Annotated in this window: 18 protein-coding genes; 10 read left to right on the forward strand and 8 right to left on the reverse strand. The window is 53.1% G+C overall.

Annotated elements, in window-relative coordinates; genetic code table 11:
* Positions 1-109: 109 nt before the first annotated feature.
* Positions 110-1,087 (reverse strand): TRAP transporter substrate-binding protein, encoded by a 978-nt coding sequence (locus EO763_RS01880; protein WP_044206194.1) that lies wholly within the window; start codon positions 1,085-1,087, stop codon positions 110-112.
* A 686-nt stretch (positions 1,088-1,773) separates the two neighbouring features.
* On the opposite strand from EO763_RS01880, the gene exbB reads away from it, so the two are divergent.
* Entirely contained in the window at positions 1,774-2,784 is a 1,011-nt protein-coding gene (gene exbB, locus EO763_RS01885) for a tol-pal system-associated acyl-CoA thioesterase (RefSeq protein ID WP_161527900.1), read from the forward strand.
* A 2-nt stretch (positions 2,785-2,786) separates the two neighbouring features.
* Positions 2,787-3,212: a TonB system transport protein ExbD gene (gene exbD / locus EO763_RS01890; RefSeq protein ID WP_039354753.1), complete on the forward strand. Its 426-nt coding sequence runs from the start codon at positions 2,787-2,789 to the stop codon at positions 3,210-3,212.
* A 112-nt stretch (positions 3,213-3,324) separates the two neighbouring features.
* Here the strand turns inward: exbD and EO763_RS01895 are convergent, their stop codons facing one another.
* The 5 genes from EO763_RS01895 to EO763_RS01915 form a co-directional block, all read right to left on the reverse strand.
* Positions 3,325-4,344 carry a LacI family DNA-binding transcriptional regulator gene (locus tag EO763_RS01895; protein ID WP_161527901.1) on the reverse strand — a complete coding sequence of 340 codons (1,020 nt, stop codon included), beginning with the start codon at positions 4,342-4,344 and terminating at the stop codon, positions 3,325-3,327.
* 30 nt (positions 4,345-4,374) lie between these two features.
* Complete coding sequence (locus EO763_RS01900) at positions 4,375-5,784, reverse strand: glycoside hydrolase family 32 protein (RefSeq protein ID WP_161527902.1); 1,410 nt, start codon at positions 5,782-5,784, stop codon at positions 4,375-4,377.
* Positions 5,784-7,154, reverse strand: a complete 1,371-nt coding sequence (locus EO763_RS01905; protein ID WP_161527903.1) for a sucrose-specific PTS transporter subunit IIBC — start codon at positions 7,152-7,154, stop codon at positions 5,784-5,786. The genes EO763_RS01900 and EO763_RS01905 overlap by 1 nt, the downstream gene beginning before the upstream one ends.
* Before the next feature lie 72 nt (positions 7,155-7,226).
* On the reverse strand, positions 7,227-8,762 hold the full coding sequence (locus tag EO763_RS01910) for a carbohydrate porin (RefSeq protein ID WP_161527904.1): 1,536 nt from the start codon (positions 8,760-8,762) through the stop codon (positions 7,227-7,229).
* 199 nt (positions 8,763-8,961) lie between these two features.
* Positions 8,962-9,885, reverse strand: a complete 924-nt coding sequence (locus tag EO763_RS01915; RefSeq protein WP_161527905.1) for an aminoimidazole riboside kinase — start codon at positions 9,883-9,885, stop codon at positions 8,962-8,964.
* Between the two features lie 323 nt (positions 9,886-10,208).
* Here EO763_RS01915 and EO763_RS01920 point away from each other — a divergent pair, with 323 nt between their 5' ends.
* The 3 genes from EO763_RS01920 to cas3 all read left to right on the forward strand — a co-directional run bounded on the left by EO763_RS01920 (position 10,209) and on the right by cas3 (position 13,867).
* On the forward strand, positions 10,209-10,397 hold the full coding sequence (locus tag EO763_RS01920) for a hypothetical protein (protein WP_039470389.1): 189 nt from the start codon (positions 10,209-10,211) through the stop codon (positions 10,395-10,397).
* A 169-nt stretch (positions 10,398-10,566) separates the two neighbouring features.
* Positions 10,567-11,118, forward strand: a complete 552-nt coding sequence (locus tag EO763_RS01925) for a bactofilin family protein (RefSeq protein WP_161527906.1) — start codon at positions 10,567-10,569, stop codon at positions 11,116-11,118.
* A 31-nt stretch (positions 11,119-11,149) separates the two neighbouring features.
* Entirely contained in the window at positions 11,150-13,867 is a 2,718-nt protein-coding gene (cas3, locus tag EO763_RS01930) for a CRISPR-associated helicase Cas3' (RefSeq protein ID WP_161527907.1), read from the forward strand.
* On the opposite strand, the gene EO763_RS01935 is transcribed toward cas3, so the two are convergent.
* The gene (locus EO763_RS01935; protein WP_161527908.1) at positions 13,857-14,330 is read right to left on the reverse strand and encodes a helix-turn-helix domain-containing protein; all 474 of its coding nucleotides are present in this window, start codon (positions 14,328-14,330) and stop codon (positions 13,857-13,859) included. The genes cas3 and EO763_RS01935 overlap by 11 nt on opposite strands.
* Before the next feature lie 3 nt (positions 14,331-14,333).
* Positions 14,334-14,696, reverse strand: a complete 363-nt coding sequence (locus EO763_RS01940) for a type II toxin-antitoxin system HigB family toxin (protein ID WP_039535732.1) — start codon at positions 14,694-14,696, stop codon at positions 14,334-14,336.
* A gap of 613 nt (positions 14,697-15,309) precedes the next feature.
* On the opposite strand from EO763_RS01940, the gene casA reads away from it, so the two are divergent.
* The 5 genes from casA to cas6e are packed head-to-tail and all read left to right on the forward strand — an operon-like array spanning position 15,310 to position 19,971.
* A complete protein-coding gene (casA, locus tag EO763_RS01945; protein ID WP_161527909.1) occupies positions 15,310-16,878 on the forward strand; it encodes a type I-E CRISPR-associated protein Cse1/CasA in 1,569 nt (522 codons plus the stop codon).
* Entirely contained in the window at positions 16,862-17,509 is a 648-nt protein-coding gene (casB, locus tag EO763_RS01950) for a type I-E CRISPR-associated protein Cse2/CasB (protein ID WP_161527910.1), read from the forward strand. Before casA ends, casB begins: the two co-directional genes overlap by 17 nt.
* A gap of 3 nt (positions 17,510-17,512) precedes the next feature.
* Entirely contained in the window at positions 17,513-18,580 is a 1,068-nt protein-coding gene (cas7e, locus tag EO763_RS01955; protein WP_161527911.1) for a type I-E CRISPR-associated protein Cas7/Cse4/CasC, read from the forward strand.
* 9 nt (positions 18,581-18,589) lie between these two features.
* The gene (gene cas5e / locus EO763_RS01960) at positions 18,590-19,324 is read left to right on the forward strand and encodes a type I-E CRISPR-associated protein Cas5/CasD (RefSeq protein WP_103183095.1); all 735 of its coding nucleotides are present in this window, start codon (positions 18,590-18,592) and stop codon (positions 19,322-19,324) included.
* Positions 19,324-19,971 carry a type I-E CRISPR-associated protein Cas6/Cse3/CasE gene (cas6e, locus tag EO763_RS01965; protein ID WP_161530322.1) on the forward strand — a complete coding sequence of 216 codons (648 nt, stop codon included), beginning with the start codon at positions 19,324-19,326 and terminating at the stop codon, positions 19,969-19,971. Before cas5e ends, cas6e begins: the two co-directional genes overlap by 1 nt.
* Positions 19,972-19,992 lie beyond the last annotated feature (21 nt).

A 19,992-nucleotide genomic window follows, 5' to 3' on the forward strand; every position in this document is an offset into this window, starting at 1 on the left:
GACAAATCCGTCGAGCGGTGATAATGGATAAGTCTTCCATTATCACCGTTTTCATTTCGCAAGTCGGTTCGTCAATCGTCTTCTATTTATCCGCTGGGAGCGGTCTCGATTATTGAACGTCAGCGACGGCTTTAATCAGATCCTGATATTTGGCACCAAACTGATCGCGGACGGGCTGCGTGGCTTTGAAATAGTACTCGGTATCGATGTCATGGAACTGAACGCCGCCGGCTTTCATTTTATCCAGAGATTGCTGAGTATATTCATTCCACAGCACGCGCTGTTCTTGCTGTGCTTCTTTCGCCAGCTTCAGGATAAGATCCTGATCCTCTTTAGAAAGTTTGTCCCATTTGGTTTTGGAATACAGGAACAGCTCAGGAATAATGAAGTGGCGGCTCCAGGTATAGTTTTTCACTACAGGCAGATAGTTGTGTGCGACAAATGTTGGTGGGTTATTTTCGGTGCCGTCAATCACGCCGGTTTGCATACCGCTGAAGACTTCGCTGACGCCCATGGCAATCGAGTTGGCCCCCATCGCTTTTAGCGTTGCCAGCGCGACTGGGCTACCCTGTACGCGAATTTTCATGCCCTTGAGGTCTTCAGGTTTTGCAACGGGCTGCTTGGTGATTAAATTACGCGTTCCCGCGTCCATCCAGCCCAGAAAAATCAATTTTGATTTACTGCTATGGGTAATTTTGTCACCAATTTCCTGACCAATTTTTCCATCCAGCACGTTGTGAAGATGATTTTCATCACGGAAAATATAGGGCAGAGTGAAGACTTCTATTTCTGGTAAAATAGCGGCGACGGGCGTCATTGATACGCGGATAATATCAATCGCGCCGAGCTGCGCCTGCTCAATCATTTGTTTTTCATCACCTAATACGCCTCCGGGAAAGGTTTTAATTTCCAGCCTGCCATTAGTAGCGGCCTTTAATTTCTCTCCCATTTTTTGTACAGCAACGACATTAGGGTAACCTTCAGGGTGAACATCGGAGGCTTTAATTTGTTGTGCCTGAATCGCTTGGCTCATCAGGAGTGCAGTAGAACCGAGACAAACGCCGATCAATGTTTTCGACAGCTTCATTGAGTTATCTCCAGAGGTAGGGTGACAGTATCGATAATCAAATGGCGATTTAAAAATATAAACCCATGAAAAATAGTGTAATGAAGAGTGGGTTTAATGATGAGAAGACGACCGCCTATTACGTATTATTGTGGCGTGTGTCAGTATTCTCTGCGAGTTAAGCTAACCTATTATACAACTTCGTAGAATGACTCGTGTCACAAAAGAAAAAGCTAATATGAAATGCTATTTTATATGGACTTTATTCCTATTTGACTTATAGGAATATACGTAACTTGGTGTTTTTATTTATCTTATTATGTACATATATATCTATTTATTTCAGTAAACTTATCGCCAGTTATCATGAAATGGTGTGATAACTTAATGTTGATCACAAAAAGCCGATCGTAAAAATTTTGGTTAACACTGTGTTTTAGGGGGATCTCCCGCCTGATATATTCCTGAATGCTATTATTCTTGCCGTTCTTATGCTTTTCCTGCTGATGTGCGAGCAATACCCTCTGAAATCCTGTCAAAACGCAAGGAAAGTGCGTTATCTGATGTAAATAATAATGAGAACGACTATCAATTCGTTCAGGGTTTGGTATCATTTCAGGCTGCGTTATTGCGGCATTATACCTGTGGGTATGTGCGGATATTGTACAGAACAGATGATTGTACAGAACGAATGGTGGAGGCACAGCGTGAAGACGGCTGTCAATAATACAACTCAACAGGTGTTATCAACCTGGCAAAAAAAACGTGGCGCGTTCAGCGCATTTTCCCGTAGCGTGCTGGTTATCCTGCTGTGTACGGCGGGACTAAGTGGAAATGCGTTTGCGGCTCCGGCAACGACACCGTTATCGACAGAGAATGCAGCGCCAGCCGCGCAGCCTGCTGCTGCGTCCCCTTCTGCTCCTGTGACGACCGATGCACAAGCCCCGACATCAGCGCTCACGCTGCCTGCCAGCGCGGCACCGGGCACCAATAACCTGATGAAAACCGATTTGTCCGTCTGGGGTATGTACCAGCACGCGGATGCCGTGGTGAAAACGGTGATGATCGGTTTGCTGCTGGCTTCCGTGATTACTTGGGCGATCTTCTTTAGTAAAAGCGTTGAGATGTCTGGCGCGAAACGTCGTCTGCGCCGTGAGTATCTGGCGTTGGAACAGGCGAAGACGCTGGACGACGCGCTGGAAACCGCTGACGCATTCAAAGCAGGCAGCGTCGCACAGCAACTGCTGGTGGATGCGCAGAACGAACTGGAGCTTTCCGCGCGTTCTGATGACAACAATGGGATTAAAGAGCGCACCGCGTTTCGTCTGGAACGTCGCGTAGCGGCTACCGGGCGTCACATGGGACGTGGTAACGGCTATCTGGCAACGGTCGGCGCGGTTGCACCGTTCGTGGGGCTGTTTGGTACGGTATGGGGCATCATGAACAGCTTCATCGGTATCGCACAGACGCAAACCACGAATCTGGCGGTGGTCGCACCGGGGATCGCAGAAGCTTTGCTGGCGACGGCGATTGGTCTGGTTGCTGCAATTCCTGCGGTGGTTATCTATAACGTCTTTGCACGCTCGATTGCCAGCTACAAAGCGATGGTCGGCGATGTTGCTGCACAAGTGCTGTTGCTGCAAAGCCGCGATCTTGACGTGGCTGCCAGCAACGATAACCGGGCGTCTTCAGCAGCGCATAAACTGCGGGTGGGTTAATCATGGCGATGCATTTGAAGGAGGACGTGAGTGATGACGGTGAAATGCATGACATTAACGTCACGCCGTTCATTGACGTCATGCTGGTTCTGCTGATTATCTTCATGGTAGCGGCCCCGTTGGCCACAGTGGACATTCGTGTCGATCTGCCTGCGTCATCGGCAGCACCGCAGCCGCGGCCGGAAAAACCGCTCTACCTGACGGTAAAAGCGGATAAGCAAATGTTCCTGGGGGAAGAGGCGATTAATGAGCAGTCGCTGGCTCAGGTACTGGATGCAAAAACCAGTGCTAACAAAGAAACGACTATCTTCTTTCAGGCGGATAAAAGCGTCGATTATGAAACCATCATGAGCGTGATGGATTCACTGCGTAAGGCGGGCTACCTCAAGGTGGGTCTGGTCGGTGCGGAAACCGCTGCTGCTAAATAACGGTTGAAGGTTGTGTTTTAAGAAGGAATGCGGGGTGAGGATTCAAACCGCGTTCCTTTTTTTACGTCTGTAGGTTTACGTCTAGATGATGGTTCGGCGCTTGGGCGTTAGCCTACGCCCGCGAGTCTGGATGACGCCAGTGAATACGCGTCGGGATATAGCGTCGATCTTCTTCAAGCGGCTGTTGCGCAATCAAGCTCGTAATCATTTCAAAGCTGTTGCGTGCCAAGTTCTCACAATCCTGCGCCACGGTATCGATTTTCAGCGGCAAGCAATCAAACAGATAGTGATCGTCAAAGCAGCACAGTCGAATGCCGCTTTCCATCAGGTTATGCTGGTTCATATAACGCAACACACCCTCCATCAGGCCACAGGCGGCAACAAACAGCGCTTTTGGCGGACGACCCAGCGTGGCACACAGCTGAGCAAACATTTCATAACCCGCGCTGGGGTGATAGCTGCCGTGAATAATCCACTCTGGCTTGCAGTCGATACCTGCGCGCGTTAGTCCAAGCTGGAAGCCTTCCAGACGGTGGCGAGTGGGGGAAATTCGCGGCTGGCCGCCAAGGAAATAGAACTCATCACGATTCTGGCGGGCGATATGCTCGACCATCTCCGCTGTGGATTCTACTGCTTCGGAAATGACCATCGGCAGTGTTGAATCACCAATTACCCGATCAAACTGTACGACGGGCAACTGCTGATTAATTTTCTGATATTCGACATCGCTTAACAGGCTGGAAGCGACAATCAGGCCATCGACCTGACGCTGCACCAGACTATTGACCGCCATCATCTCCTGACTGGCGTTTTCGTCGGTGCAGGCAATCAGCAACTGTAGCCCCGCTTCACGGCACAACATTTCCAACTCGCGGGAAATCACGGCAAAGCCGTAGTTGGTCATTTCTGGCACCACCAGCCCCAACGTGTTGCTGCGTGAGGAACGCAGCGAACGGGCGTGAATACTGGGCTGATAACGTTGTTCGTGCGCGACGGCTAAAATGCGGTCGCGGGTTTCATCAGAAACGCGAAACTCTTTGCTGCGTCCGTTAAGCACCAGACTAGCGGTGGATTTTGATACACCGGCCAGCGCGGCGATGTCACTGATTGTTATGCGTTTAGTCGGTTTCACCGCGAGGTCTGCTATCAGAAAAAAGGGAAGTTATTCTATCACGCATGGCGCTAACAGCCAGTGCTGTAGCGTTAATCGCCCAGAGCCGCTGAATGTCATGGTTGCTTCGCTTTCCGGGAAATAGCGTGCAGACATCACGGCTTCGCCGTCGTTGATGAAAATTTCAACGCTGGAGCGATCGCACAGGATCTGCAATTGGCTCAGGTCACCGCGCCAGTAGCGATGCTCGGGTTCGCCGGTACGGCGGTTACGTCGGCTCAACGTGACGCGTTCACCGTCCCAACAGAGAACCAGCTGAGAGGCGAGGTTGAACTGAAATTCCCCCTGTACGGCGATGAGGATTTCTGCGCTGCTAGTGTGAAGCGGAGGCGCGTAGTCTGCGGCACCATGCCAGGTGTAATGCTGCCTGCGCAGTTGTTGCAATTCGCGCGCAGGACGTTGATAAACGCGATCGCCATGCAGCGTGAGTTCACGCGGACAGGTCATGGTATGGATCCAGCCCTGTTCGATCGTGGGTTCAAAAAACTCATTGTCGTCAGGAATCGACATCCAACCGAACAGCAGGCGTCGCCCGTCTTCACTCAATGTTGTTTGCGGTGCGTAAAACTCAAAGCCGAGATCCAGTTCGTGGAAATCCTGATGTGGGTAAGCGCCACTTTCGTAGTCGAGTGAACCAATGAAGTAGCCCGCCTGAAAGGTATTCAGGTAGCGTTCGTCTTCAGCGGGAACGCCCTGCGGGCAGCAAACCAGTACGTCTTTGCCATCCAGCAGGAACAAGTCTGGGCACTCCCACATATAGCCAAAATCACCGAGGCCACCTAAACGGGAACCGGCGATCTCGCTGATCTTCTCCCACGCCAGCAGATCGGCAGAACGGTAGAGCAGCACCTTACCTTGCAGGCAGAGATCTTGGGCGCCGAGTACCATGTACCAGTGGTCGTCATGACGCCACACCTTGGGATCGCGGACGTGCCCAGTGTAGCCGTCAGGGAGCGTCAGAACTGCTCCCAGCTTGTCATATTCACCGTTAGGGTTCTCACGGGCGAGACACTGAAACGCGGTACGCGAACCGTCATCGTATTTGACGTTACCGGTGTAAATCAGCGTGATCGCACCGTGATCTACCACAGCAGAACCCGAGTAGCAGCCGTGGCTTTCATAGCTTTCGCTTGGCACCAGCGCGACGGGTTCATGCTTCCAGTTCACCAAATCGGCGGAACTCCAGTGCCCCCAGAATTTCGCTCCGTGGGCACAGGCCAAAGGATTCCACTGATAAAACAGATGGTAACGCCCGTTGTGATGAATAAATCCGTTCGGATCGTTAAGCAGACCAACATACGGTGACAGATGCCATTCTGGGCGATAAGGATCTTCCTGTTTTCGTGACTGGCCTGACATCAGGGCGTGCGCCATGCGTTTTAGTAAGTGGACTTCCTTCATTATTCGCTATCCGTTTTATATTTCAGCAGTAAGGAAAGGATAAAGGCGGCACCGAACGCAATTAACATCCCGACCAGGTAGTTAAGCATCGATCCCCCTTGCACAATAGCCAGCCCCGGAAAACCGGTCAGCCCGACGGCCGTCATATTGACGTGATTGAAGACCACCCATGCGCCACCGAGCGCACCGCCTGCCAGTGCTGCCAGGAACGGTTTAATGAAGCGCAGGTTGATACCAAATATCGCGGCTTCCGTGATACCCAGCAGACAAGAAAGCCCGGCAGGAACGGCAATCGCTCGGGTTTTGGCATCACGCGTTTTGAAGTAGACCGCCAGACATGCGCCGCCCTGCGCCACGTTCGCCATCGCCCAAATCGGCAGCAGGAAATTGACGCCGATATTCGGGTTGCCAAGCAGTCCGGCTTCAATCGCATGGAAGCTGTGATGGACGCCAGTGATGACGATGACGGAATAGAGGCCGCCGAACAACAAACCGGCCAACCAGCCAGCGTGAGCAATCAATGTGCTGAGAACCAAAGAAATACCATCGCCCAGCGCACGTCCAGCCGGGCCGATGAGTAGCATGGCGACAAAACCGGAAATGATGACGGTCAGGAACGGCGTGACGATGATGTCCAGTGCGTCCGGTACGATTTTACGCAGGCGCTTTTCCACGATGCTCATGAACCAGACGGCGAGCAGTACCGGGAACACAGTGCCCTGATAGCCGATCATGGCAATGTCCATGCCGAAGAAGTGCATGGTCTGGAAGCCCCCAGCGACGCCCCAGGCGTTGGTCAGCGCTGGGTGAGTCAGGATGCCGCCCAGCGTCGCGCCCAGATAGGGGTTACCGCCGAATTCCCGCGCGGCAGTAAAACCGATCAGAACAGGCAGGATAATAAATGCAGCGGAGCTGAACATATCCAACATGACGAAGATCGCACTGCTGGAATCGACCCAGCCGTAGGTCTTGATCATGCCGAGCAGTCCCATCAACAGACCAGACGCGATAATCGCTGGCATGATGGGGACGAAGATATTCGAGAGCAGACGCGCCAGTCGTTGCAGCGGGTTCAGCTTTTTCGCCGCGATGGAGGCGGCTTCAGATTTGCTCGATTCACTGATGCCTGCCGCTTTGATGAACTCGGCATACACTTTGTTAACCAACCCGGTGCCGAAAATGATCTGCATTTGCCCGGCATTCTGGAAGCAGCCTTTCACGCCGTCGACGTTCTCAATCGCTTTCTTGTCAGCCAGACTGTCGTCATTCAGCACCAGACGCAGGCGAGTCGCACAGTGGGCAGCGCTGGCGATATTTTCTTTCCCGCCGAGAAGGGGGATCAGTGCTGCGGCGGTTGTGTTGATATCCATGTTATTCCTCTCTATATATGCACTTTCTTTGGCGTCGATTAGCGCGTAATCGACGCCAAGGTCAGGCAATTATCAGAACCAGGTTTCCATCTGGATACCGAAGTTCCATTCGCCGCCTGCTTTAAAGCCGGTGGAGCCAAAGGTATCTTCACTGGAGTAGTTATCCAGGCGTTTATCCCAGTCCATGTAGCTGGCAAACACACGCAGTTCAGGGCGGCTAAAGAAGTTGCCGATATCGCCGACCTTGAATGTCGGTGCGAAGGTCAGCTTATAGAAGCCGCCGCTAACCTGATTCAGGCTCCGATAGCCGCGTGGGTCGAGGTCCATGTATTGATAACTGCCTTCATAGGCCAGTGCAAAGTTTTCGGTGATTTCCTGAATCAGGCGCGCATTAAAGGTGATCCATTCGTAGCTATCGCCGTTGACGTAACGGTCTTTGCTGGTTTGCGCCAGAATGGACGGCGCGAAGCTCCAAGTCTTGTTCAGTGCTGTTGTGCCGTAGGTCGCAAAGCGCCAGGTGTTGGCATCGTTAGTCAGGTTGCCGTCAGCACCGATGTTTTTCACTTCACCGCCCAGCCCGTGGCCGTAAAGGATCGCGGTTTTCGATGTCCCGTCGCGTAAGCCATAGAAGCTGTCGCCGTGGTAAGCCACCATCGCGTGATAGCCTTTGTCGCCTGCATTGGTATTGGTGACGGTGAGATTATCGCGGCTGGTACCGGTATTTTCTTTTACATCGTTGTTCTTCGCGGTTAATCCGCTCAGCATGAACTGGAATGGCCCGACGTAGTTATTAGCGGTAAAGACGTAGTTTTTGATGTCGTTATCCAGCGAGGTAATTTCGCCGAGGCTGCGACCATACAGCGAGAAGTTACTCTTGGCGCTATCCGCCCATTTCACGTCGTAGATCCCGCCGCCGGTGCCCGCGAGGAAGACCACGTCGCTGTCCAGCCAGTGAATATCGAAGTTATCGCGATCGAAACGTTTACCCGCCCACAACGTGGTGTCCTTAAAGGCACCGGTGAAAGTTGGCAGTGAACCCAGCTCGACGAAAGCTTCACGAATGTTGAGGTCGCTGGTGGCGGCCGTCCAGTCGTTATAGCTGCGCTGGCCGTCCGCCATCATCACCTTGAAGCGGGTGGTTGCGCCGTTATCCAGCTTCTGTTTGTGCTCCAGTTTGATCTCGACGTAGGTGTCGTCTTCATTGCCTAAACGGCCAATATGTCCGCCAGTCTGACCCGCAGGGGACATGCCCGGCCCGATATCGGTTTTGGAACTGGTGGCAGAATCATTGATCGACAGGCCAGAACGCGCGTAACCGTGGAATTCAAATCCATCAGCGAACGATTTCTGCTTGGCCAACGCCGTCGTGCGCTGTTCCACCTGCTGGGTTTTTTGTTCGGTTTGGGTCGTGCGGGTCGCTAGCTGCTGGGTTTGCTTTTCAGCGGCATTGGCTCTGGCCTCGGCGGCTTGTGCACGGGCTTCAGCCTGTTGCAAACGCTGTTCCATGGCGTTCAGGCGGGCTTCAATACTATCGGTGTTGGCAGCGGAAACATAAAAGGGGGAGGAAAGTAATAATCCTATCGTCACAGCAAGGTGGCTTGGTTTCATTTTTTCGTTCTCGTCGTGAAGGAGATTTATTGTTTTTGGATTTCTCGTGTTTAGCTGAATTGCTAAACCGGTTTTTCATGAGAAAAATAAAAGCCAGCAGAAGGGTTAGCAAGAAATTTCACTCGCCCGATTCTGTAACTGTGATCCTGACTACAAAACCGGGCGGTAACCGTATTAAGCGAAGGGCTTTAGTGCTTGTTTACGGGAGGGCGTGCAACTGCTGCGCATAGGGGAGTGCGGTCATCGCGCCTTTTGCTGTGGTGGCCAGCGCACCGCACCGCTGCGCCTGCGCGATAATCGGGTCCCAGCTAAGCGGCTGTGACAGGTCGTCATACTGCGCCAGGCCGTGCAGTAAACCGGCGACGAAGGCATCCCCCGCACCAGTCGTATCGACGGGCGTTACCAACGGTGCGGCAAAGTGTCGTAGCTGGTGGCGGTCGTGCAGCCAGACGCCTTCGCTACCTAGTGTCACCAGCAAGAGTTGGGTGGGGTAGCGCTGCATAAACTGCTGAATCCCCGCTTTAACATCCGGTGTTGAACAGAGAAAGGCTAGCTCTTCACGCGATAGCTTCACCACGTCGGCCAGCATCAGCGCTTGTGTCAGACAGTCGCGCAGTTCCTCCTCGCTTTGCCAGAGATCGTCACGGATATTCGGGTCGAAGCTGACGCGTCCCTGTGCGGCTTTCACCTGCCGCATCGCCTCAAATGCGGTACTGCGCGAGGGCTCCTGCGAGAGTGCAATCGAGCAGAGGTGCAGCCATTCTCGCTGGTTGAACACCGGCAGGTCTTCCGACTGTAAAAACAGATCGGCACTCGGGCGCACCATGAACGTGAAGGTGCGTTCCCCTGTTTCATCGAGGCTCACGACCACGGTTGAGGTTCGATGGAGTCTGTCGTGTGTCATGTAGCGGGTATCAACGCTTTCCTGTTCCAGAACCGTTTTTAGAAAATGGCCAAAAACATCGTCGCCGACGCGACCAACAAAGGCACTGTTTCCCCCGAGTCTGGCAATGCCGACCGCAACATTAGCGGGCGCGCCGCCAGGGCATTTCAGATAGCGTTCCGTATCTTCCGGGATGAGATCGACAACCGCGTCACCCATGACCCAAATTCTGTTTGCCATAACGTTACTCTTATCAATGATAATTAGACTGTTTGCTAAAATAGAAGAATCGGTTTAGCTACGCAACGTCATTATGAAAATGTCTGCGTAATTACCTACAACGAGGAAATAAGCAGAGGGAGAGGCAGTTAGTTACAGGAATATATTAAGTGTTTGGATAATCATGTTTTTTTGACATAGTCGTGTAAAGAAAGGAAAGTGAACGAGAGCGGGTTTTTGAAATCGCGGGCTAAATAAAATACATTCTTGCCCGATACTCTCTATGTCGTTTGGCAGTACAGCGTGACTGTCACCAAGGAAGATACCAAGAAGGAGAGAAGGGCATGGCTCATAAAATCTTGGATAACATGTTGGATGAATTAAAGACCGTGGTTAAACAGCACGTCGGCGATAGTGCTGATGTTCAGATCGACATACGCTATCTGGAAGGAGGACGTAAAACACTTCGTATTACTATTCCTGATATTTCCACCCTGGAAATTGAATTTAATCGGCGTTCCGATCGTGCGTAATTACAACCTGCTTTGGGGAATATGGGCGATATGGGCTTTATTGGTTATCGCCTGGCTTGTTGATATTTATAGCGAAATTCCCCTTCTCTATTACGGTCAGGGAGTGGCTGCTGTACTCGCCGCAAGTGCCGTGATTGCATTTTTCTATACTGTTAAAAGGAATAACACGATGTTTTCATTTGATAAAAACAAGAAAGACGTAAAAGAACCGCAAGGGCGCAGTGAAATAAACAGCTCTCCCGCTATTCCCCCATCGAACGAGTTGATTAATTCAGTGAACCCTGTGCGCGTGAAAAAGGACACCTTCATTTCTCAGGGGGCGCGTATGACCGGCTCTCTGTCCGTTGAGGGCAACATCACCGTAGAAGGTCAGATAGAAGGTGATGTGCAGTGTGATAACACGATTAAGGTAGAACACACGGGTCAGGTCAACGGCGAAATGAAATCGCAGCAGATCGTCATCAATGGCCGTGTGGAAGGGCGCGTAGTCGCCAGCGTTGTGGCGATTCTGGCGCAGGGAAAAGTGTTCGGCGATATTTTCACCGATGAGCTCTCCATCGAAAAAGGCGGCGCCTTCACCGGCCAATCCCACCCGCTGACCCCGCCAACGCAGAGCCAGGAAAAACTGACCTACGTGGAAAAGAAAAAAGAGAAAACCGGCAAAGCACCCGTAGAGCAAGAGAATGTCGTGGCGCTAGCGAGCAATGCGCCAACGGCGTGACGTCGTAAGGTCATTCTGACAGGTAACGCCTATGCACAAGGAAGATATCATCGACCGGCGCTATTTTCAGTATTGGGGAAAAGCAAAAAGATCCGCGGATGCGCTGGAGGGGGATGATTATCATCTGCTGCCTTATCACGGTTTGGATGTGGCGGCCTGCGGTTATTTCTTATTAAAGGGAAACTATTTTCAGGCTAACCATGTGCTGCGTGAACTGGTATTTGGCGATGATGATGTCGCCGCATGGTTTGCGTATTTTCTGGCTTGGCACGATATCGGAAAATTTGCCCGTGGTTTTCAGGGCAAATATGCCAACCCTGATTCCCCGTTAGTCCAGTATTCGGGGCAGTCCGGGAGGGACAGGCATGACGATCTGGGCTTCTGGCTATGGACGATGCGTGATGACATTCCCAATTTATTTCCTTTAGGGACGAAAAAGCCCACTTCGGTGGTGAAAAATACGCTGGAGATCTGGCTGAACATTGTTACCGGACACCACGGCAAACCGGCGGCGGAATGCAAAGGCAGTCTGGCTTTTCATCGTGATGATTATCTGGCGGTAGAACATTACCTGCATGATCTGGAAACGTGTTTTCCCGACGCGTCTGCGTTCCCTGCCTGTTTCGCTGATAAAGGCTGGCGAAACAGGCTGAAGCAGCAAAGCTGGGCGCTGGCTGGCTTGACCGTACTGGCGGATTGGCTGGGCTCGCGCCAGCAGGATTTCCGCTATTGCAGCACGCCGATGCCGCTTGAAACCTACTGGCGTGAACACGCGCTGCCGACGGCAGAAAAGGCCGTCTCGCGTTTGCCACGAACCCCGTCTACTGCTCCTTTCCATTCTATCCAACAGCTCTTTCCGTTTATCCAACGCCCAACGCCGCTGCAACAGCAGGCGCTGGAGGCTGATATTTCTGCTGACGGGCCGCAGCTTTTCATTTTAGAAGACGTGACCGGCGCGGGGAAAACAGAAGCGGCGATGGTACTGGCGCACAGGCTGATGGCGCAGCAAAAAACGAGCGGCATTTACATCGGCCTGCCGACGATGGCGACAGCGAATGCTATGTATCTGCGGCTTGCCGAAGCCTACCGCGCATTATATTCACCGGAGCACAACCCTTCGCTGATGCTGGCGCACGGGGCGCGGCATATGTCGTCAGCCTTTATGCAATCGCTGTGGGAAGGCGACAGTCAGGGGCAGGCGCAGTACGACAAGAAGGAAAACGCCGCCAGCAAAGACTGCAACATCTGGTTTGCGGACTCGCGCAAGAAAGCGCTACTGGCGGATATCGGCGTGGGCACGCTCGATCAGGCGCTTATGGCGGTGATGCCATTTCGCCACCAGTCATTACGGGTGTTGGGGCTACAGAACAAGCTGCTGATTCTGGATGAAGTGCACGCGTATGACGCCTATATGAGCAAGCTGATCGAACTGTTGATTGGCTTCCATGCGCAGCAGGGCGGCAGCGTGATTATCCTCACGGCGACGTTGCCGCTTAATCTGCGGGAAAAGCTGACGTGGGCGTTCGCGCAGGGGATTGCGTGTGAAGCTGTACAGCTCAATCCCGACGCGGATTATCCGTGGATGACGCAGGTAACGCGGGAGTGTCTGCTGGAAACGCGGTTGGATACGCGGGCGGAAGTGCGACGCGAGGTCAAGATTGGCTGGTTGACGGAACGGTTGCAGGGCATTGAACGTGTGAAAGCTGCCGTGGCGGCGGGGCAATCGATCTGTTGGATCAGGAATACGGTGGATGACGCCATCGCCGTGTATCGCCAGCTCATTAAGGCGGGTATTGCTGAGGAAAATATGTTGCTGTTCCATAGTCGTTTCGCCTTTTGCGATCGCATGGCGAGCGAGGAACAGGCGCTGACGTGGTTTGGCAAAGACAGTACGCCGGAGCAGCGTGCTGGCAAGGTGCTGATTGCCACGCAGGTTGTCGAGCAATCGCTGGATATTGATGTTGATAACATGATTAGCGACCTTGCGCCGATCGATCTGCTGATTCAGCGTGCAGGGCGGCTACAGCGGCATATCCGGTTTCTCGACGGGCGTCGTAAAACTGAAATGGACACGGCACCACTAATGGATGAGCGCCCGGCGGCGGTGCTGCACATTATGGCACCGGTCTGGCTGCCGGAAGCAGGAGCCGACTGGCTGGGCGATGAACTGCGCAACAGCGGCTACGTTTATCCCGATCATGCCGCGCTGTGGCGCACGCAGGCGATATTACGCGAACACGGTGCGATAAAAATGCCAGAAGCGGCGCGACAGCTGATCAACTGCGTGTATGAAGAACAGATCGCGGTGCCTCCTGCTTTGGAAGCGATAGCCAACAAGGTTCTGGGAGAACGATATGGCCAGCGTTCAGTTGCGGGTCAGTCATCGTTGGCGTTGGTACACGGTTACTGTGCTCAATCCAGCGATTCTGGCTGGAGCGATGCGGTGGATATCTCCACCCGCATAGGAGAGGAAACGCTGGATCTGTATCTGTCATGGAAACCGGAAAATGATGGTGAACTCCCGCAGCCGTACGCCACATCGGAAACCTTCGGCTGGGAGCAAAGCCGCGTGCAGGTTCGGTTAAGCTGGTGGCAGAAGCGTAAAACCGGATTACCGATACTGGAAGGTGACGCGCTGGAACAGTTTCGGCAGCAATTACACCGCCCACAGGCTGAGGTGCTGCTGCTGAATCGGGGTGAAACCCACGCGTTTTATAGCGAGCGGGTGGGGTTGATGCTCAGTCAATAAATGTCTCAACAGGCACATTAAAGTAGCGAGAAAAATCCTTAACTTGCTGTAATGTCATGGTTCGCTTACCGTTAATAATCTCAGAGATGACGCTTTGTGTTGCAATTTGCTTTAAGTCTGACTGTTTCAGCCCTCTTTCTTCAATAAAAAAAGCTAAGGCATCAGCCTGACTGACGTGGGGCACATCTCGGTGTTTCTTTTCATATTCATAGACTCTGTCCGCGATGAGCTCTGCAAAAGTGGCTGGAATATCACTGACATCAGAGGAATAGAGGTAAAGTTGATTGATGCACTCCATTCTTTCCTGAAGATCGTTATCGTCTTCAATAGGTTCCATACAGGCAGAGAGTAAAACAGACAGGCTGTTAAGCTGCTCAGAGGCTTCCTGAAGCAGAAGAGGTAAATTTTCGATGAGCCCACTGATTCCTACAGAACGGTTAGAACCCAGAGATGTATTTCGCATAATTCACCTTTTTGTCTTCGTTTGAGCTTTCCACCACTTATCGTACTCTGCGTGAGAGCACACGTCTTTCACATACAAAGAACCCGTATTAGGGTTTAACCATGCTATGATTCTGCAATTGTTACCATTAATATCAAATACATATATATCAAGTGGTCCTTTGCGGCTTTCGTTTTCTAGCAATGCGAAAGGTATGCGATCGACATTCCAGCAAGATGTATTTCGCCATACATGACATAACTGTTCGTAGGACTCAAACCGCAGCGATGGCTTGTCAAAAACATCCAGCCATAACTTCAAACCAACTTTCCATTTCGCATGCTTTTTCATCGCATCGGTGATGGCCTTGGCTGAGATGACTCTCATTCTTGCTCCCTAATAATATCGCAAATTGCGATAATTGCAAAAGTACGGCGTATTCGGTACCCCACAGAGCGCGCTGTTAACATACAAAATATCCCTTGTTGCGGAAGATCTTTTTCTGCTATTCCCTGTGTTTTGTGCCAATTAAATAGTGCTTGATGAGTGAGTCTGACAATCGCTTAACGATTGGCTGACGCCATGCGTAGCATTCCCGTTATCGTTTTGAAGTCATTCGGATTCTCACCCCTAGAAGCCGATCTTGCGGCAGCGAAGCAACTATATCGCCAGACGTCAGAAGCAGGCAAATGGGAGCTTCCACTCTTATCGCACGAATAGGGGCTTTTGCGAGCGGTGCCGTAATTGGGGTGTTTATCGGTTAGCTATTTGCAAGGAATATGCTGGTTTCGTGCGATGAAGTGGCTTAAGAATAGTGAAATAGTGGCGCACGAAATGTTCACTACTTTGACATACAGCAAACGAGTGCGAGTACAGCAGTATCCTCAGCCACAAACGTGAGCCATCTCTCTGGCGTCGCGGGCTGAATGCGTTAAAAAAGAGACTGTAGAACCAGCCGTAATCGGCTTGCCGCAGGGACGCGGCGCACACAGGAGGTACGATGTTTTCATTGATTGAAGAACCTTGGTTACCCGCCGTCTTTGCGGATGGTCGGATGGGTAACATTTCCCCGCAGCAACTTCCCGACGACACTATTATCGATCTTGCCTGGCCGCGTGCCGATTTGCAGGGGGCGGGCTATCAGCTTCTTATCGGCCTGCTGCAAACCGCCTATGCGCCCGCTGATGACGATGACTGGAGTGAAATCTGGGAAGAAGGACTTGGATCCGATTTCCCGCAGGCGTTAGCCACGCTGGCACTGGCGATGCAGTTTGGCGCACAGAAACCCGCATTTATGCAGGATTTTGCCACGCTCGACAGCGACTCGACGCCGATTTCCGGCTTGCTGATCGATGCCCCCGGTGGCAATACGCTCAAGCTGAATAAAGATCACTTCATCAAGCGCGGTACGGTAAACGCAGTGTGCCCACACTGTGCGGCAATGGCGTTGTTCACACTGCAAACCAATGCGCCATCCGGCGGGCAGGGGCATCGCACTGGGATGCGCGGTGGCGGGCCGATCACGACGCTGCTTATGCCGGAAGATACCAGTCTGCCGCTGTGGAAAAAGCTCTGGATGAACGTGGTGACGCAAGAGGTGATGCCCAAGGGTAAACCCGATGCCACGGTATTCCCATGGTTAGTGGATACGCCCACCAGCGATGGCGCTCACCCGCCCGTGACGCCAGAAAATGCACATCGGCTGCAAGCCTATTGGGGTATGCCTCGCCGCATCGAGCTGGATTTCACCACGCTACAGACGGGTGAATGCGATCTGTGCGGCACGAAATCGACCGCATTGCTCACACAGTATCGCACCAAAAATTACGGCATTCAGTACGACAGTTGGCGGCACCCGCTCACTCCCTATCGTCATGCGCTGAAAGGCGATGCTCCTTTTCTGTCGGTGAAAGGGCAGCCGGGCGGGCTGGCGTACCGTGACTGGCTGGGGCTGCTGGTTCAAGGGGAAGATAAGCTTAATAGCACCTTTCCCGCCACGGTCGTGCAGCACAATGCCCAGCGAGATGAACTGCGTAGAGAATCGGGGCTGTGGTGTTTTGGCTACGATATGGACAACATGAAGGCGCGCTGCTGGTATGAGCACCATGTTCCGCAGTTGTTTGCTTCTGCCCGTTTTCGTGATGATCCCCTAGCGTTGCGTGAATATAAAGATTATTTGCAACTGGCGGTGGAACTGGCGCGGGACAGTGCCACGCTGCTGCGTCAGATGATTAAGGAAGCCTGGTTTTCGCGCCCGAAGGACGCAAAAGGGGATTTCAGCGCCATTGATGTTGCGTTCTGGCAGGAAACGCAGCCCAATTTTATGCGGCTGTATCAGTCGTTGGCTCAGGGTGACGCCCCCGCCACGGCGCTGAAAACGTGGCAAAAGGCACTCTATCGCTATCTGTTGGAGAACTACGATGCCCGCGTGTTTAGCAACCCAGACGAACACCGCGATCTGGTTAAAGCGGCGGGAACACGGAAAAAGTTGAGCGCGTTTTTCTATAAGCAAAAAGCGGCAGAAACCATTAAACAAATGCAGGAGGCAGTGGATGGCAAACACGGCTGATTTTTTGGTCATCAACAAGGATGACGCAAAAAAGATTAGTGACTGGTTCGAGGCGCTACAAAATCGCCACAGCGCTGCGGGCAATGGTCGTGCGCGTCGGGCAGAGTTGCGCCGCGCTGCACCGCCTTATGGCGTGCTGACCTGTCAGGGATATCACGATTTGGCGGGGAAGCTCACAGCGCGGCTGGAAAAGGAACACCACATCGTGGCGCTGGCGATTTTTGTTTCTGTCGTGGCACATGCGGCGAAAAACATGTTGAAGACCAGCTTCGCTGCCCAACTAGGTGAAAAGCAGGGCGGTGACCGTCCTTTTCTTTCCCCTTTGCGTTTTGAACGGCTACAGCGGGCGCAAACGCCGGAAGAACTGCATCGCCAGCTTTTTCGCGCGGTACAAATACGCGGTGAGGCAGGTGTAAACCTCCCTTCGCTGGCGGATGGTATTTTCCTGTGGATGGATGAGTGGCAGGCACGGCAGGAAAACCGTGCGCCGACGCTTCATCCTTTACGACGCAACGCCGTGCGCTGGGCGTGCGAGTATGCGCAGGCGTCACAAAATATCACCGCCGATGAGCCAGACACGACAGCAATGTTAACGACAGAAACGTCAACGACCGCTTCAGACAAGGAATAACTGATGACCACTTTTATCCAGCTTCATTTTTTAACCGCTTATCCGTCTTCCAACTTGAACCGTGATGACGCGGGACGTCCGAAAACCGCCATCGTTGGTGGCGTCGAGCGTTTGCGGGTGTCCTCGCAGAGCCTGAAACGTGCATGGCGTACCTCTGAGGTGTTTGAATCTGCAATGGACGGCCATATCGGCACCCGCAGTCGCCGCATTGGGCGTGATATCTATGCTGCGATGATTGCCGGAGGCATGAGTGAAAAGCTGGCCGATGAAGCGGCGAAGAGCATTGCTGAACAATTCGGTAAACCGAAGAAAGAAGAAAAAGGCAGTAAAGAACCGCTGGAAAAATATGATATCGAACAGCTCGCTCATTTCAGCGTGCGGGAAAGGGCGTTGATCGATCAGCTGGTTGCTCGCCTGATTGCAGAGTCGCGTAAGCCGAATAGCGAAGAACTAAAACTGCTGCGTAAGGATGCCGCCAGCGTCGATATCGCGCTGTTTGGCCGGATGCTGGCCGCCGAGCCGGAATTTAATGTCGAAGCTGCCTGCCAGGTGGCGCACGCACTGGGCGTGAGTGCTGTAACCATCGAAGATGACTTTTTCACGGCGGTGGATGACCTGAATACGGCAGCTGACAGCGGATCGGCGCATATGGGCGAACAGAGCTTTGCCTCAGCGCTGTTCTATCACTATGTCTGCATTAACCGCGATCTGCTGCTGGAAAATCTGAAGAACGATGAAGCGCTGGTGGCACGGACCTTGCGTGCGCTGACGGAAACGGTGCTGACCGTATCGCCGGGCGGCAAGCAGAACAGCTTTGCCAGTCGGGCGCTGGCAACCTATGCGTTGGCAGAAAAGAGCACCGATCAGCCGCGTACCTTGTCGGTCGCGTTTTTCAAACCTATTCGCAGTGACGATCAGGTCAATGACGCCATCGATCTGTTGCGTAAACAAAAAAACAAATTTGACCGGGTGTACGCCTCTGCGGGCAGCGTTCCTTCCTATGAACTGAACGTGGAAGCTGACAGCGAGGGCGGTTCGCTGCAAGGGTTACTGGATTTCATCAGCCAGTAGGAGCGCGCTATGGATAACTATCTGGTCTTCCAGATCTATGCCCCGCTGGTGTCGTGGGGGGAAGTGGCGGTCGGTGAGGTGCGCCATACCTCGACGGTACCCAGCCGTTCGGCGCTGCTGGGGCTGCTGGCAGCGGCGCTGGGGATCCGGCGCGACGATCGAGCCGCGCTGACGGTTTTTAACCAACATTACCATGTTGCGGTGCGACCGCTTTCCGATCGTGAAACCTGGTTGAATGACTACCATACGGTGCAGATGCCGAAAGAAAACCGCAAGGTGCCGCGCTATACAAGGCGTGATGAATTGCGGCCGGAGGCAGGGCAATCGCTCGAAACCATGCTGACCTCACGCGAATACCGCTGTGATGCCTATTACCACATCGCCATTAGCGCCACGCCGGATGCACCTTACTCGTTAAGTGCGCTGCGGGATGCACTGTTATCACCGGTGTTTACGCTTTATTTCGGGCGTAAAAGCTGTCCGCCTGCGCTGCCGTTGGCGCCGCACCTGTTTGCTGGCACGTTGGCTGAGGTGTGGCAGTTAGCAAAGCAGACACCTGCGCTGAACGATCTCGCGTTAGAGACGATCGGCCGTGCCGAGGGCGTGTGCTACTGGGAGCAGGAAACTGACACAGGGCTAACGGAGCAATATCGGGTCTCACGAAACGATCAGCCCGCCGATCGAGGGCGCTGGCAGTTCACCTCCCGCGTGCAATATGTCGGCAGTGAAAAGGGAGAGGAATGATGTATTTTTCCAGAATAACGCTGCAACTCAATGCGTTGCCGCGTGTGATGGCGGAAAAGCGGCTGCATGCAGGGGGCTATGCCAGCCACCAATGGCTCTGGCAGCTTTTCCCTGAACAGCTTCAGCGTTCGTTCCTGTTCCGCGAAGAGGCGCATGAAACCAAAAGCCTGTTTTACCTGCTTTCTGAACAGGCTCCACAGGCGGGTCATAACCTGTTTCAGGTGGAAACCAAGCCCTATCAACCGCAGTGGCATAACGGCATGACGCTGGCATTTTCGCTACGTGCTAATCCAGTGGTCACGCGAGACGGCAAGCGGAGCGATGTGCTGATGGATGCGCGTCATCAGGCGAAAGCTGCCGGGCTATCTGGCGTAGAACTGTGGCGGCACCAACAGCAGCGTGCCCATGATTGGCTGGTACGCCAAGGGGAAAACGCGGGCTTTGCGGTGTCGTCGTGTCGGGTCGATGGCTATCAGCGCCATCGCCTGAATAAGCCCGGCCAGTCGGCGGCGATTATGTTCAGCAGCGTGGATTATGACGGCGTGCTTCACATTACGGATGCTGAACGTTTTGCGACGGCTGCCCGACAAGGGTTAGGAAAAAGCAAAGCATTGGGGTGCGGCCTGCTGCTGCTGAAACGGGCGTAGTCTGCCCCGTTACAGGGAGAG

The organism is Pectobacterium odoriferum, from assembly GCF_009931295.1.
GTDB classification, from domain to species: Bacteria; Pseudomonadota; Gammaproteobacteria; order Enterobacterales; family Enterobacteriaceae; genus Pectobacterium; species Pectobacterium odoriferum.

What these genes read in the sequence shown, in the direction of transcription:
- EO763_RS01900 (WP_161527902.1), bottom strand. Translation starts at nt 5,784, where the DNA reads ATGAAGGAAGTCCACTTACTAAAACGCATGGCGCACGCCCTGATGTCA.
- EO763_RS01940 (WP_039535732.1), bottom strand. Translation starts at nt 14,696, where the DNA reads ATGAGAGTCATCTCAGCCAAGGCCATCACCGATGCGATGAAAAAGCAT.
- cas6e (WP_161530322.1), top strand. Translation starts at nt 19,324, where the DNA reads ATGTATTTTTCCAGAATAACGCTGCAACTCAATGCGTTGCCGCGTGTG.
- cas7e (WP_161527911.1), top strand. Translation starts at nt 17,513, where the DNA reads ATGACCACTTTTATCCAGCTTCATTTTTTAACCGCTTATCCGTCTTCC.
- casA (WP_161527909.1), top strand. Translation starts at nt 15,310, where the DNA reads ATGTTTTCATTGATTGAAGAACCTTGGTTACCCGCCGTCTTTGCGGAT.
- casB (WP_161527910.1), top strand. Translation starts at nt 16,862, where the DNA reads ATGGCAAACACGGCTGATTTTTTGGTCATCAACAAGGATGACGCAAAA.
- EO763_RS01925 (WP_161527906.1), top strand. Translation starts at nt 10,567, where the DNA reads ATGTTTTCATTTGATAAAAACAAGAAAGACGTAAAAGAACCGCAAGGG.
- EO763_RS01880 (WP_044206194.1), bottom strand. Translation starts at nt 1,087, where the DNA reads ATGAAGCTGTCGAAAACATTGATCGGCGTTTGTCTCGGTTCTACTGCA.
- EO763_RS01935 (WP_161527908.1), bottom strand. Translation starts at nt 14,330, where the DNA reads ATGCGAAATACATCTCTGGGTTCTAACCGTTCTGTAGGAATCAGTGGG.
- exbD (WP_039354753.1), top strand. Translation starts at nt 2,787, where the DNA reads ATGGCGATGCATTTGAAGGAGGACGTGAGTGATGACGGTGAAATGCAT.
- EO763_RS01905 (WP_161527903.1), bottom strand. Translation starts at nt 7,154, where the DNA reads ATGGATATCAACACAACCGCCGCAGCACTGATCCCCCTTCTCGGCGGG.
- EO763_RS01910 (WP_161527904.1), bottom strand. Translation starts at nt 8,762, where the DNA reads ATGAAACCAAGCCACCTTGCTGTGACGATAGGATTATTACTTTCCTCC.
- cas5e (WP_103183095.1), top strand. Translation starts at nt 18,590, where the DNA reads ATGGATAACTATCTGGTCTTCCAGATCTATGCCCCGCTGGTGTCGTGG.
- cas3 (WP_161527907.1), top strand. Translation starts at nt 11,150, where the DNA reads ATGCACAAGGAAGATATCATCGACCGGCGCTATTTTCAGTATTGGGGA.
- EO763_RS01920 (WP_039470389.1), top strand. Translation starts at nt 10,209, where the DNA reads ATGGCTCATAAAATCTTGGATAACATGTTGGATGAATTAAAGACCGTG.
- EO763_RS01915 (WP_161527905.1), bottom strand. Translation starts at nt 9,885, where the DNA reads ATGGCAAACAGAATTTGGGTCATGGGTGACGCGGTTGTCGATCTCATC.